General features: G+C 43.7%; 12 protein-coding genes, 2 tRNA genes, 1 other RNA gene and 1 pseudogene. 8 read left to right on the top strand and 8 right to left on the bottom strand.

All coding sequences use genetic code 11. From position 1 onward, the window contains the following. Positions 1-23: 23 nt before the first annotated feature. From thiL to J6578_RS07535, 3 genes are all read left to right on the top strand, one after another. A complete protein-coding gene (thiL, locus tag J6578_RS07545) occupies positions 24-989 on the top strand; it encodes a thiamine-phosphate kinase (protein WP_287954258.1) in 966 nt (321 codons plus the stop codon). Then, positions 973-1494: a phosphatidylglycerophosphatase A family protein gene (locus tag J6578_RS07540; protein ID WP_502957589.1), complete on the top strand. Its 522-nt coding sequence runs from the start codon at positions 973-975 to the stop codon at positions 1492-1494. Before thiL ends, J6578_RS07540 begins: the two co-directional genes overlap by 17 nt. A 135-nt stretch (positions 1495-1629) precedes the next feature. Further along, positions 1630-2175, top strand: coding sequence for a ZapG family protein (locus J6578_RS07535; RefSeq protein WP_051608226.1), 546 nt, complete (start codon positions 1630-1632; stop codon positions 2173-2175). A gap of 83 nt (positions 2176-2258) precedes the next feature. Here J6578_RS07535 and J6578_RS07530 read toward each other — a convergent pair whose 3' ends face one another. Next, positions 2259-3680, bottom strand: coding sequence for a 3'-5' exonuclease (locus J6578_RS07530; RefSeq protein ID WP_287951317.1), 1422 nt, complete (start codon positions 3678-3680; stop codon positions 2259-2261). Between the two features lie 226 nt (positions 3681-3906). Between J6578_RS07530 and J6578_RS07525 the strand changes: the two genes are divergently transcribed. Beyond that, a tRNA-Arg gene (locus J6578_RS07525) sits at positions 3907-3983 on the top strand. A gap of 10 nt (positions 3984-3993) precedes the next feature. Beyond that, positions 3994-4068, top strand: a tRNA-Glu gene (locus J6578_RS07520). A gap of 98 nt (positions 4069-4166) precedes the next feature. Here J6578_RS07520 and J6578_RS07515 read toward each other — a convergent pair. From J6578_RS07515 to J6578_RS07505, 3 genes and pseudogenes are all read right to left on the bottom strand, one after another. Next, the gene (locus tag J6578_RS07515) at positions 4167-4883 is read right to left on the bottom strand and encodes an SIMPL domain-containing protein (protein ID WP_287951318.1); all 717 of its coding nucleotides are present in this window, start codon (positions 4881-4883) and stop codon (positions 4167-4169) included. Positions 4884-5006: 123 nt separating this feature from the next. Then, an RNA gene (gene ffs / locus J6578_RS07510) (signal recognition particle sRNA small type) lies at positions 5007-5104 on the bottom strand. Positions 5105-5447: 343 nt separating this feature from the next. Next, positions 5448-6618 (bottom strand): annotated as a pseudogene (locus J6578_RS07505) (DEAD/DEAH box helicase); the annotation flags it as partial. Between the two features lie 429 nt (positions 6619-7047). Between J6578_RS07505 and recA the strand changes: the two are divergent. Beyond that, positions 7048-8097 carry a recombinase RecA gene (gene recA, locus J6578_RS07500; RefSeq protein ID WP_037407382.1) on the top strand — a complete coding sequence of 350 codons (1050 nt, stop codon included), beginning with the start codon at positions 7048-7050 and terminating at the stop codon, positions 8095-8097. Between the two features lie 343 nt (positions 8098-8440). Beyond that, complete coding sequence (gene trpE, locus J6578_RS07495; protein ID WP_239366325.1) at positions 8441-9916, top strand: anthranilate synthase component I; 1476 nt, start codon at positions 8441-8443, stop codon at positions 9914-9916. A 283-nt stretch (positions 9917-10199) separates the two neighbouring features. Here the strand turns inward: trpE and modD are convergent, their stop codons facing one another. From modD to J6578_RS07475, 3 genes are all read right to left on the bottom strand, one after another. Next, positions 10200-11045 (bottom strand): ModD protein, encoded by an 846-nt coding sequence (gene modD, locus J6578_RS07490; RefSeq protein WP_287954254.1) that lies wholly within the window; start codon positions 11043-11045, stop codon positions 10200-10202. Between the two features lie 1198 nt (positions 11046-12243). Beyond that, positions 12244-12522: a carboxymuconolactone decarboxylase family protein gene (locus J6578_RS07480; protein WP_287954252.1), complete on the bottom strand. Its 279-nt coding sequence runs from the start codon at positions 12520-12522 to the stop codon at positions 12244-12246. Positions 12523-12546: 24 nt separating this feature from the next. After that, positions 12547-12945, bottom strand: a complete 399-nt coding sequence (locus J6578_RS07475) for a cupin domain-containing protein (RefSeq protein WP_093091845.1) — start codon at positions 12943-12945, stop codon at positions 12547-12549. Positions 12946-13412: 467 nt separating this feature from the next. Between J6578_RS07475 and J6578_RS07470 the strand changes: the two genes are divergently transcribed. Beyond that, positions 13413-13853, top strand: coding sequence for a MerR family transcriptional regulator (locus tag J6578_RS07470; protein ID WP_287954251.1), 441 nt, complete (start codon positions 13413-13415; stop codon positions 13851-13853). A gap of 478 nt (positions 13854-14331) precedes the next feature. Here J6578_RS07470 and J6578_RS07465 read toward each other — a convergent pair whose 3' ends face one another. After that, the gene (locus tag J6578_RS07465; RefSeq protein ID WP_287951239.1) at positions 14332-14529 is read right to left on the bottom strand and encodes a (2Fe-2S)-binding protein; all 198 of its coding nucleotides are present in this window, start codon (positions 14527-14529) and stop codon (positions 14332-14334) included. Between the last annotated feature and the right edge of the window lie 61 nt (positions 14530-14590).

Raw genomic sequence — 14590 nt, 5'->3', positions numbered from 1 at the left:
TCTGAAAATAAATTGGATCTGTAGTGACAGAATTTGATTTCATCCGCTTGTATCTACAGCGTCAGCAACAAGATAGCGAACTGGTATTAGGCATTGGTGATGATGCGGCTATCATACGACCTCGCAGTGGCTATTATTTACACTTCAGCACCGATATGCTGGTAGGCGGCACACATTTCTTTCCGGATGTTGCACCCGCAGATCTGGCGCATAAAGTACTGGCAGTCAATCTGTCGGATATGGCTGCTATGGGAGCCAGACCGCGCTGGGCTTTACTCAGTGTGGCTTTGCCTGAGCTAAATAAAGATTGGTTAACTGCATTTTGTGATGCCTTGTTTACACTGGCCGCACGTTTTGGTGTCACGCTGATAGGTGGCGATACCACCAAGGGCAACTGGGTTTTCAATGTTAATATTATTGGCGAAACCCCATATCAGCAGGCATTACGGCGCGATGCCGCACAGGCTGGTGATGATATCTGGGTATCTGGTTTGCTTGGACTGGCTGCGGCTGCTCTGGATAGGCACTGGAATAAGGTCACCTTACCGGCAACAGTTTTTGCTCAGTGCGAAGAGAGACGATTGCGTCCGGAACCACGGGTAGCCTTGGGACAGGAGCTATTGTCTCTGGCTCATGCAGCACAGGATATATCCGATGGTCTGGCGCAAGATATCGGTCATATTCTTAAAGCCAGTAAAGTCGGTGCTGAAATTAATGCAGATTTAATTCCTACACTGACAGCATTAGCGCAGCAGCCAGATCTCACTCCGGCTCAGCTCAGACATTGGCTGTTAGCCGGTGGTGACGATTATGAGCTGGTGTTTACTGCTGCACCAGCGCAACGTGAGGCAATCATAGCTGCCGCCGAAAGAGCCCACACCCCCGTAACCCGTATTGGCGTCATTACCACAGGTACTCAATTGCATTTACATGATCATGCAGGTAACGTGATACAACTACAACAACAAGGATTTGATCATTTTGGCTAAACCCGAAACAACTACAACACCAGTTACACCAACATGGCGTTGGCTATGTAAGCGCCCTGTCTGCTGGCTGGGCTTTGGCTTTGGTACCGGGCTGGCGTCGAAAGCCCCCGGTACATTCGGCACACTGCCGGCTATTCCACTGGCGGCTTGCTGGCTGCTGCTGGATTTACCTTTCTGGTACAGCATTGTATTGGCTGTATTGCTGTTTCTAGTAGGTATCTTTATTTGTGACTACACTGAAAAAGCATTAGGCCGGCAAGATTATGGAGGCATTGTCTGGGACGAAATTGCTGCCATGATGCTGATTTTATTCTGTATACCATCAGGCTGGATATGGTGGCTGGCTGCCTTCGCGGTTTTTCGGTTTTTTGACGCAGTGAAACCGTGGCCTATCCGCTGGTTTGACGCACGCGTCCACGGCGGTTTTGGTATTATGCTGGATGATCTGCTTGCAGCTGTGCTCAGCCTGCTGGTGTTATCGCTGGCTGGCTATCTGATTGTTTAACAAGCAGGAGCATTGAAAACAGCTTAAATAACTAAATGTTTAACCAGTAAGCAGTTAAAATAATGAGCGATGGCTAGTATAGTCATAGTCGTTGGTGATAACAGACGCAATATTGATTGGGAAAAGGAAAACAGCATGAATAGTCAGCTTTGGTTATATGTATCAGTTGCTGCAATAATCGGATTGTTGCTTGGACTTGGTCTGATGTGGTTGTTTATGCGTGGCGGTAAACAGCGTCAGCAGTATCAGACAGTGAAAGCCAGTTTTGATAGCTACCGTCAGCAGGTGGATAAACATTTTATTGATACAGCCGGTGCTATAGATGAGTTAAATCACAGTTATCAGAAAGTGTTACGACAGCTGAACAGTGATGCACTGCAATTAATGGAAAAAGCAGCCATTCAAGAGCAGTTGCAGAAACGTGCCAACAAAAGCGTGACTCTGGCATTTATGACACAGTCTGAGAATAAAAATTCACAAACCGATACTGATACATCTGTACCTTATACTGATGTCACCGAAGCAACAGTAATACCAATTAATGGTATGCCGGATCAAGTACCCGATCGCATTGGACCAAATGTCGGGCATACACATGACCAGCTTACTCAGCCCAAACATACAGCACGTGACAATGCAGTAACGACCGCAAGTGAGGATTTACAGCAGAGTAAATCCTGAGCAATACTTCTTTCAGTATTATCCGTAATATCAATATCAGGCTGTAACAGTATAACTGTCACAGCCTGATATTTTTATCTTTTTCAGCGTACAAATACAATATTTGCTGGTCTTTTCAGCCGCTGTTTCAGGAGTTTCGGTAAGAGAGGATGGAAATACCAGTGCTGTTCATCTAGTCGTATACAGCCGGCCTGCGCTTCCAACACTACTTCTGCTGCCGTTACTGCTTCGACCTCAGTAAGCTGTAACTGATGCCATCTACCCCAGTCACAAACCGGCAATAACGGCGCATATTGTAATACCAGCTCATTCTGTTTCTGCGTAGCCGCATCCAGACGACAACTGCCGTCACATAACTGCGCTGCCTGATTGGGACAGGGCTCATTGCGAGCAAGACTCTGAGGAGTGATATCCAGAACTGCCGGACATAAACCATAGCGGCGTGCCCAGTCAGCCAGTGCCCGTTTGGCAGCACGCGGATGCATGAATAATCCATAAGGTGGTTGTGACAGAATACCTTCCTTAAGCGTAATAATTCGTGCCTGTAGCTGATCATGATGGTTTGCCACAAAAGAAACCGTATACCATTTGGCTGGCGGGACTGTTTCATCAGCATAGGGTTGTGCCTGTTGTTGCAGCTGATAATAGCCTTGCAGCCATAGCGCATGTAAAATGCTGTTAGCCGGAATAAAATCAACAGTACCGGTTTGCGGCCATTGCCTTTGCACATTCTTATCCTGTAATAACGTACAGATATCAGTAAATGCCCGTTCCTGTACCATCATTGTGGTTGCCTCTTGCCGTGCTGCCTGCCACAGAATCAAGCCCGGACTATCTGGTAAAGCATATAAATGCTGGCGTAATTCAGGTTTGAGCCATGCGGGTAAATAGCCCGGTTTAATCAGAGCCTGCCATTGTGCCAGCCAGATAGCAGCAGTCTTTTCATATAAACTGCATTGCAGAAATTCTGTCAGTGCCAGTACATCTCCCATTGCACGATGACGTTCGGTAGCTGCAATATTAATCGCAAAACGCTCAATAATGCTATCCAGATTATGTTTAAAGTGCTGAGGATATAACTTACGTGAAAAGGGAACAGTATCCAGAGTTGGTGCGGCAAAGTTAATATGACAGCGTGCAAAGGCATGGCGCAGAAATGTATAATCAAAGCGACTATTATGAGCAACCAGCAGGTGACCACGTAATAAAGGCAGCAGCTCCTTAGCAATATCAGCAAAAGCAGGTGCATTTTGCACCATTTCATTGCTGATACCAGTTAATTGAGTAATAAAATCACTAATCGGCTGTTGCGGATTAAGCAGCCATTGATGACGGCTGATGTGCCCATGATGAAACCGCAGAATAGCAATTTCAGTAATCCGGTCGTGCTCAAAGTGCCCGCCAGTGGTTTCAAGATCAACAATGGCAACAGGCAAAGGCAGCGTAAACAGAACCGCTGCCAGCTCGGCAAATGCAGCGGCGTCATTATTAGCAACAATACTCATGACGCGAACAGAAGACGCAAAAGAATAACCATTTTATACCAAAATGTCTTGCTATACAGTCAATCTGCAACGTCATCAGCATTAAAAAAATCCGAAGTATTTTGTCCGGTAGATTAATACCTGCATTATCTTTTTCTAAAACAATATATTGCTTATTATTGCCATTTTTTAATGATGACTGGTATTGACAGTAATACTAATATTGCCTATACTGCACATCTTTCACGCACCCGTAGCTCAGTTGGATAGAGTATCTGGCTACGAACCAGAGGGTCGGGCGTTCGAATCGCTCCGGGTGCACCAGTAAGACAACGCGCCCATCGTCTAGCGGTTAGGACATCGCCCTTTCACGGCGGTAACCGGGGTTCGATTCCCCGTGGGCGTGCCAATAAAAAAGAAAAAGCCAGTTCATTAGAACTGGCTTTTTCTTATCTCACCGGCTTAGTTTCAGCTCAATAGAAATTTCAAACTGCTATCAGAATTGCATCATGGTAATCCTGTTACCTGAATCTTGCCATTAATATTTAACGTTAACCGTGTTTCTCCCGCAGCAGTATCCTGAACCGGAGCAGAATCTGCCACACGACTTAACAACATCGGCGCAGCATAAGCACCATAATTCTGCGCATCCTGACTACTACCCAGACTCATACTCACCACTTTATAGCCATGTCCGCCCAGTTCATGAGCAATTTGTACTGCGCGTTGCCGAAAACGCGCAATAGCCAGCTGAGTTAGCTTTGCTTCATAATTTTGCAGCGTAGTATCCGCCACCTGATAATTAATCGCTACAATGGCAGCCAGATTCTGTACATCAGCAGCAAACTTGTTCAACGCAGATAAATTCGTGCTTTTGACCTGTATCAGCGCACTGTCCTGCCAGCCATTATCCACCCGTTTATCTTTCAGATAGTCAAATCTGGGTTCAACCGTGCGGGTTAACTGTGTCGTATTAAAATCATCATGCCGGCCGGCCACCGCCAGAACCTGATTCAGGCGAGTAGTAACAGTATGACTGATTTGCTGCCTGTTGGCTCCCTGTTGCTGAATTTTTAACACCAGCACCATCTCATCACGGGCTACAGCCTGCGTAGCCTGTGCACTTAATTCAACTACACCATAATTCAATTCCTCTGCCAGACAACTAAAAGAACTGACAGACAGCAATACAGAAATTACAGATGAAAAAAGACGTATATTCATTGGGTAAACCCTTGTCGCAACCTGATTAAAACAGATTAGCAAAGCATAAGAATGAATACAGCAATTAATTGATAAACAAGAGAAAATATGAAAGATAGAAGGTGGAGAAAAGCTTGAAATGAAGGTGGCGAGCCAAACCCCCGGCACTAGTCACTTTAAGATGGGCTGCTTGCTTCCGCACCTGACCCGTTGTCCTAAATAACCATGCGGGGAGACCCGCCACAGCAGCGCATTATACCTATAGTTGTATTAATTCCCAAATTTTTTCGCAATTTATTGATTAATAAAAAATGTTTTTTAAAAAAATATAATTATTTCAAATGACTAGATGTTGGAGTTAAATACGGATTTTGGTTTTACGTGCGCCATAATTTGGCTGTAGCAAAGCACATTGCGGATGATTGTGGCGGCTAAAGCGGCGCGCACGTCCCGGAATCTGCTGGCAGGGAATAGCAACTTCCTTATTATTCTGTGTTTTACTAGCGTTATTCGGAGTAGGTTTGACTGCACGTTCACGCGCAGCATCACACTCAACCCTGACGGAAGAAGCCTGTGATGCTTTATGTTTAGCCGGAGTCTGCTCCCACCAGCGTGGTTCAAAACCTTCAATCCGCTCAATCAGCAAGTCATTCCCAGTTAATTCCTTAATGGCATTAAATACTTTCTGTTCCTGCTCATCCATCAGTGAAATAGCCACACCTTCAGCACCAGCCCGACCAGTACGGCCAATACGGTGGACATAGTCTTCCGCATTCAGCGGCAATTCATAATTGATTACAAACGGCAGCTCAGCAATATCCAGACCACGTGCAGCCACATCAGTGGCTACCAGCACGCGCAGACTGCCGTCTTTAAACTGCGCCAGTGTTTCCAGCCGCGTCTGTTGTGATTTGTCACCATGAATTGCCTGCGCACTGATACCACGACGGTTTAATTCCCGGTTAACCTGATCAACACTTTGCTTAGTATTACAGAACACAATAACCTGATTCATGTTCAGATCATTAATCAATCGTTGTAATAACGAACGTTTGCGCCCATTATCCAAAGCAATAATATGCTGTTCCACATTGGCGGAAGTCGTATTTTGTGCGGCTACCTGAATTTTTTCCGGATGGTGCATAAAATCCTGAGCCAATCGCTGGATTGCCGGCGCAAAAGTTGCCGAAAACAGCAGAGTTTGACGTTGTGGTGGCAGCATTTGCATGATTTTGCGGATATCATCAATAAAACCCATATCCAGCATACGATCGGCTTCATCCAGAACCACAATTTCCACCTTATTCAGCTGGATATTCTTTTGTTGAATATGGTCAAGTAAACGCCCAACCGTAGCAATGACAATCTCGCAGCCCAGACGTAAATCCTGCTTCTGAGTTTCCATATTCATGCCACCAAACAACACCGTCTGGCGTAAAGACAGATTTCTCAGATAGCCCTGCACATTCTGGTCAATCTGGTCAGCCAGTTCACGTGTTGGCGTCAGCACCAACATGCGCACCGGATGCATGGCCGGTGAAGTGCTGCTATTGGCATAACGTTTCAGCCTTTCCAGACTGGGCAGCATAAAGGCAGCGGTTTTTCCGGTACCAGTTTGCGCAGCTGCAAGTAAATCCATACCTGCCAAAGCCTTTGGAATAGCTGCATGCTGAATTGGTGTAGGTTCCTGATAGCCCTGATCTGTTAGCGCAGAGACAATTTCCTGAGATAACCCCAGATTGGCAAAAGCATTCATATTAGACAACCTCCAGTTGCGGTCTGCAATGACATGCAACTGTTACGAATTCGATAGAATTGATGACTGTTCAAGCGTCAACATTATTAAGAAGAGCACCATAACACTAGATACCAAACATCACGTCATGGCCAAAGCAACAATACAGTCACTTATGTAAGCCAATAGTGTATCATCTTTATCAAGCCGTTATAAACTTGGCTGCTATCTACCTAAAAATTAATAAAAATTCGTAAAACATCATCCTGCTGAAATAATTGCGGTCATCTGCATTCAGCCACAGACGGGCATTTACTCCCGCAATAACAGATAACAAAATTTTAATATTCAAACAGATAGAATAACTGCACATTTGCTAAACACCTGATCAAAGGCTTATGCGATAATTGAATTATTGAAGTCAATTACAGAGTAAGTGAGCACAGCATCATGTCAGATGAAAAAGGTAAAGCATTAGCTGCTGCATTAGCGCAGATAGAAAAAAATTTTGGTAAAGGCTCCATCATGAAAATGGATGGAAGTCATACCGATGAAAATCTTGAAGTAATCTCTACAGGCTCCCTCGGGCTGGACTTGGCTTTAGGTGTGGGTGGTTTACCCCGTGGCCGTATCGTAGAAATTTATGGCCCGGAATCTTCCGGCAAAACCACCTTATGTCTGGAAGCCATTGCCCAATGCCAGAAGGGTGGTGGCGTATGTGCTTTTATCGATGCCGAAAATGCCTTTGATCCCATCTATGCACGCAAACTGGGCGTAAAAGTTGAAGAATTACTGGTATCTCAGCCTGATACCGGAGAACAGGCGCTGGAAATCTGCGATATGCTGGTACGCAGTGGCGGGATAGATATGCTGGTAGTTGATTCAGTGGCTGCACTAGTACCTAAAGCCGAAATTGAAGGCGAAATGGGAGATAGCCACGTGGGCTTACAGGCTCGTCTGATGAGTCAGGCCTTGCGTAAATTGACTGGTAACATCAAAAAAACCAATACACTGGTTATCTTTATTAACCAGATTCGTATGAAAATCGGCGTTATGTTTGGTAGCCCCGAGACTACCACCGGCGGTAATGCCCTTAAATTCTACTCATCTGTACGTCTGGACATTCGCAAGATTGGTCAGATAAAGAAAGGTGATGATGCTCTTGGTAACGAAACCCGCGTCAAGGTTATCAAAAACAAGGTTGCCCCACCATTCAAACAGGCTGAATTTGATATCCTGTACGGCGAAGGCATCAGCTGGGAAGGCGAACTGATTGATATCGGCGTGAAACTGGGAATTGTAGAAAAAGCCGGAGCTTGGTACAGCTACAATGGCAGCAAAATTGGTCAGGGTAAAGACAATGTGCGCCAATGGCTCAAAGACAATCCTGAAATTGCCAATGAAATCAACCTTAAAATTCGCAACAAAGTTGGCATCACCACCCAGATTACCGAAGGGCAGCTGGATGAGACAGACGGCGAAGCACCGGTTGAAGAATAAATTAGCCCAAAAGCTGCCTATATACAGGCAGCTTTTTAAAATTCAGCTACAGCAATCTTTAAATTAACTTAGCTACAACACATCAATAACCATACAAAAATAAATTTTTTTGCTTAACCTGAAATTTCAGCGGTAGAAATGTCTTTCTGTACCAGATACCAGCATAAAAAATATCCATCAAAACACCATAATACAATCCCCAATACTGGCAATTAAATTGCCCTGTTCGGCCACAAATGCGTTTAACTCAGAATTACGCTATGATATAAATCAGAAAAGAGCAGCAGTGCAGAAATTTTCATATTCAAAACAGCGTAACAATACCTAGACAAAGTAGAAAAACATGATTACCCTAGCTGAATACCAGCAGCAAACTGCCAACGGCTATACCCATATCCCCTTAGTACAGGAAGTGCTGGCAGATATGGATACGCCCTTATCGCTTTACCTGAAACTAGCAAATAAACCATTCAGCTACCTGCTTGAGTCCGTAGTCAACGGTGAGCGGTTTGGCCGCTACTCCTTTATTGGCCTGCCCTGTGATACCTATTTAAAAATATCCGCTAAAACCACCGAAGTTTATCAGCAGGCGCAGCTGGTTGAAGTACATCAGGGTAATCCGCTGGAATTTATTCAAGCATTTCAAGCCAGATACAAAACGCCTGCTATTCCAGATTTACCTCGGTTTACCGGTGGGCTGGTTGGTTATTTCGGTTATGAAACCATTTATCATTTCGAGCAGATTGCCCATCGCCTCAAACAGGCAGATAAACCCAACCCCATAGATGTACCAGATATTTTTCTGCTGCTTTCATTGGAATTGGCTGTATTAGATAACTTATCTGGAAAAATCTACCTGATTGTTTATGCTGATACCAGTAAACCAGATGGCTATCAGCAGGCACGCGCACGGCTGGAGGAACTGCGTACCGCATTGCGCCAGAGCGTACAATTGCCGCTGTCACTTGGCAGCAAACAAACCGAACCCGTTGCAGAAACCGGTGAAGAGCAATACAAGAGCTATGTTAAACGAGTACGTGAATACATCCTTAATGGTGATTGTATGCAAGTAGTGCCCAGTCAGCGTCTGAGCATGTCATTTCATGATAATCCACTAAGCCTGTATCGCGCCTTGCGCACGCTGAATCCATCTCCTTATTTATTCTATTACCACTTTGATGACTTTCATGTTGTCGGCTCCTCTCCCGAAATTCTCGTCCGGCGCGAACAAAACAGCGTAACAGTGCGCCCGATAGCCGGCACCCGCCCTCGTGGCCAGACGCCAGAGCAGGATCAGGCATTGGCACAAGAACTGATTAACGATCCTAAAGAAGTGGCCGAGCACATCATGCTAATTGATCTTGGCCGTAATGATGTTGGCCGCGTCAGCAAAATAGGGCAGGTAAAAGTTACCGATAAAATGATTATCGAACGCTATTCCCACGTAATGCATCTGGTATCCAATGTGGCCGGTGAATTACAGGATGGAATGACGAATATCGACGTACTGGCCGCCACTTTTCCGGCCGGTACACTTTCAGGTGCACCTAAAGTACGCGCTTTAGAAATCATAGAAGAGTTGGAACCAAACAAACGTAGCATCTATGGCGGAGCTGTAGGCTACCTGAGTTTTTCCGGAGATATGGATTTATGTATTGCCATTCGTACCGGCGTTATCAGAAATAACACACTATATATACAAAGTGGTGGCGGAATCGTATTTGATTCCGACGAAGAACTGGAATGGCAGGAAACCCAGAATAAAGCCAGAGCGGTTATCAGGGCGGCACATATGGTGCAACAAGGTCTGGATAAATAATAGATAAACTTTTATAGCCCCATAAAACATTCCAGATTTAATACAAATTAGCAAAATTACATCTTTACCTTAACCACATGTTTGCTTGAAGTATTTTTTCGCCAAGGAATTATTTTTTTTCCATACTTGATCTTTAAAAATTTTATTTCATAAAAATTACCATTAAATAAAAATCTATTGTTTTTTAGCTGATCACCCTCTAAAACCAGTACAAATTGTATGGAGATAAACCGGAGTAATCCCATCTGGTTCAGAAAATTTAAGCCAGAAATCAGCATCAAATTTAAACAGGTTCCAGCCACACTTTAATATCTGTGGGCTGTGCATAGTAAGGTGCAGATGTGACCAGCAGTTCTGCACCCGCGCGCACATAATCTGCCACATTTAAAAGCGTAATTCCGCCAGCAGCTGACAGCAAACTGTTAGGTGCCAGTACTTGGCGTTGCATCAATACCCATGCGAATTGTTCCGGCGTAAACTTATCCAGCTGCACAATATCGGCCTGTGCGCTCAGCGCCGCCAATGCTTCATCAACATTATCTGCCTCCACAATAACCTTTTTTTCCGGTGCCGCTCGGCGTAAACGTGTCACCATTGCCTCCCAATTGTCCGGCTCAGCACAAAAACGCCGATGGTTAGCAAACAGCAAAATTGATTCAGCTGTACCAGCCCGATGCAAAATCCCACCACCGTCAATTATCGCAGCAATAGCCAACGATTTAGTGCCGGGAATAGATTTGCGTGTACAGGCAATTTGTACCAGCGGATTAATGGTTTGTGCAGTAGCCACCATCTGCGCCATGTATTGAGCCACACCACCACACCATTCCAGTACATTCTGTGCCACTTTCCAGCCCTGATGCAGATTTTCCATATTACCAACCGCCGTCAACAGTACCGCGCCTGCTGCTACATCATCCCCATCCCTAACATGTGTCACTACTTTCAGTGCCAGCTTCTGCAACAACCTTACTGCAATTGCCACACCACTTACCCGACCAGTCTGACGACGGCAAAATGATATCTGTCCGTTTTGCTGGCCAATACCTAAAGCGCGGGTAGTTAAATCGCCATAGGCAATATCATCCAGTAACAATCTGTCTAGTTCAGCATCAGATAGATAAAACATGCCTATATTTCCCTTGCATAATTAATTTCTCAACCCAAAAATTTCAAATTGGTATAGCCATTTTGTCATAAACCATTAGGCGCCTCAATGAGTTGGAAAAGGATTCAAATATGAATAAATGGCCGAACGCTAATTCTATCCATATTAAAACAGGTTGAAGCTGGTATTGCTGTTAAGGAGCTTTGCTTAAGTCCGGCATAAATAATTAGATATTTTATAAGATTAATTCAATCTGGTTGATTTAATTAATCTTTGTCTTTATTCATTTGTGTTTTAAATATGATTATCACTACGATATTTCAGTATAAAACCAATCATTGACGGTTTTAATTTAGTTATAACTGTTCTACTGGCGAGTTGTTGATAATTAGCGTGCTTATGCCGCTTACTGTATCCATCTTCACTGTGAATCACATATTTAGCGTCAAAAATATAGTTAAAGCAATTTCTAAGCCGCCTGTTGGTTTGATGTATTGATATTATGGTTGATATAGATATGCTATCAACATAATGATGATCACAATTAACACTGGTGAAATAATCGCTAATTACTGCTTTTACTGGCTGCCCTATTATATTTTCTCTGTTTTGCAGTCAAGTGCTAGGGGTAGGTTTGGAATATTTATCAAAAATTTCAATATTCTCATTACTATTAAAATAATTCAGATTACCTTTTTATTCTTATCTTTGGATTCATCATTATTAGTGGGTAAAAGAGGGCGTAAATACTTGTCAGTGATAGCACTTAGTACCAAAATTGCCAAATGATTTCGCAATTTAGGTGGATAATAGAAAGCACAGCGGTTTAAGCCAACGATCGCACTGCTCATGGCAATTGAGATATTGTCTGAGCGGATACTACGGTTTCTTTATGATTTCTTTCAGATGTTGAGATTTTACAATCAACTCAGCAAATATCTGCTTGAGCTTACGATTTTCAATTTCCAGTTCCTTTCAACGTTTGATGTCTGAGGATTCCTTACTCCAGTATATTCCCGCAAAGCCCTTTGATAGAGATACCAGTTTCGGTTTTTTAATATAGATATGAATGGATAAGTGTTACCTATTTCCTGTTTAAATCCTCTGTGAGTTAATGGAAAGCATTTTATATTTTGGAGCTGTACTATTTTAAGAGGTAGTTACAGCTAAATTATTTTTCGCTGCTATTATAAATTTCCTTAGCCAGACTGAATGCTGATCAGGCTTTCGGCCAGCCGACGTAAAAGGCTAGATGAGTAATTATTTCAACGATTTCTGATTGGCTAATACCGTTCTGTTTGCCAATACTTAAATGCGCACTTAATTGCTCGAAATTACCGGCACTGATTAGGGCAGCAATAGTAATCATGCTGCGCTGATGTGCTGGTAATTGCTGCTCTCGTGACCAAACTTCACCAAATAATAGCTCATCATTCAGATGGGCAAATTGTGGGGCAAATTCACCTAATAAATCATGACCTGCTGTCTGCTTTTTCATTGGGTTTTCCTGTGAATAGAATAATTACAGTGCGTTGTAATCGCTGCTGGTAACAGGTTCGAGCCATTCACTTTGTCCTTTGGTAATGGCTATATGACTGAACCAGCTGTCTTTGGTTGCACCATGCCAGTGTTTTACACCAGCATGGATAACCACTACATCGCCCGGATTAAGTAAACGTGCCGGCTTGCCGGCTTCCTGATACCAGCCCTGTCCGGCAGTGGCTAACAGAATCTGATATCCATGCTGGTGTTTGTGCCAGTGGTTGTGGCAGCCAGGTTCAAAAGTTACATTGCTTACGTCAACATCAACATTGCCATCCATAGCAGCCAGATTGCATAAATAACTCTGACCGATAAAATACTGCGCAAAATTACAATTAACCGTACCTTGTGGAAAAATCTGCTTGAATGCTAAGGACATGTATTCGCTCCTGTTGTACTATGCATTACAGTCTAAAACTTCAAGTTCACTTTAACTCAAGTATTATTTTGTTTAGGGTTGAAGCTTGTTGTTTTAAAGTTGAATCATTTGCAGCGAGTATATTCACAAGTAAGGCAGTTGCCGGCTTTGTTTTCGCCGTTTAGCTAATGTTTTCCGATGCATCGGCTAAGGGCGTTGCAAACGTAACAATAATGTTGATAGTGGCTAGGTGTTATCGTACGCCGGTCAGGCAAACTTGGTGTTGTTACGGGAATACTGTATGTCACAGGCAGTTGTTCGGCGATTTTTCTCAGCTCTCCAGACAGCCTGCTGCAATATCGATGAAATCTGTGGGTGGTTGTTTACTTATATTTTCTGTACTTCGGGTTGGCTGCCAGCTGCTATGTTTGCGGTATTTTCTTTAATATGGAAAAGGTTTTTCTGTTTATTTGGGCTTTGTTTTGTACATGACTAATATTTCTACATCAGGCAAAATGCTTAGTATTCGCGCTTTTGCCGATATTTTTGGTTTAACGCCAGCTACGGTACGCTATTATGAAAGTCTGGGGTTCATTGCACCGCAGCGAACGTCGGGTCAGCGTCGCTATTTTACGCAAAAGGACGTTGATTGGATGCGTTTTGTGTTACATCTGAAAAATACTGGTATGAGTATGGTTCAGCTTCAGCAGTATGTATTACTGCGCAGTCAGGGCGACGCGACAATTGGGCAGCGTCTGGAATTGCTGTTGCAGACGCGTGCGGCTTTTTTGCAGCAGCAGGCGCAGTTGGAACAGCATGTGCAGATTCTGAATGATAAGATTGACTGGTATCAGCAGCGTCAGCAAGGGACGCTGTCTGATCAAGTAAGCTTTGCTGAATATCTGAGCAGTATCGGGCATCATGCTTGAATTATTACGGGTGTAATTCGTAAAAAATATCATATTATTATGTGGATAAATATGTTTATTCACTACGGTGATATCTGGCCGGAAGTGGAAGAAGAATAGCTTATATATTATCTTTTATTGCATTGTAGTCTGGGCGAATACTACTTGTTTGAGGATAAACAGCATTTTTTGCCTATACCGGATAATGTCCATTAATTATTATGGCATGAGATGAAGGCAGCTGGTTGTCATAGTTCGCTGTATGACGGATTTTGTATATGTGACTTATCTGGCCGATATTGCGGTGGATGGTTATTATCAGCAACAGGATATTGGCAAGTAGTTAATTAGGAAAATTCAGAAAAAAACTGATTATTATGCCAATGTAATATAAATTGCTGCGTCGCAAGTAGTCGATTATTACGGCCGTATTGGTTTTACTGCTTATCTGTCAGCTTGGATTTTAAATGAACCAGTGTGACGGCAGATTATCTGGTGTTTATTTGTTTTCGGCTTTGGTGCAGCTGCTTAGGTTGTCGTGGCGGCAAGACAGGTATGAGCTGGCCAAATCGGCACAGCAGCCGCAACAGGTGGCTACGCCAAGCTGTGCCTGTAAGTCGGTAAGGCTGGAAGCGCCGGCGGCAACGGTTTCTTTTATCTGGCGATCGGTGATGGCATTGCACAGACAAACATACATGGTTTTTCCTTTGTGGGTATGGTTTGTTTTTGCGAATGAAGATGATAATAGATTTCATTAT

The organism is Snodgrassella sp., assembly GCF_024103505.1.
Taxonomy (GTDB): Bacteria; Pseudomonadota; Gammaproteobacteria; order Burkholderiales; family Neisseriaceae; genus Snodgrassella; species Snodgrassella communis.
The sequence above is the reverse complement of the archived record's forward strand: the minus strand, read 5'-3'. Positions and strand labels throughout refer to the sequence as shown.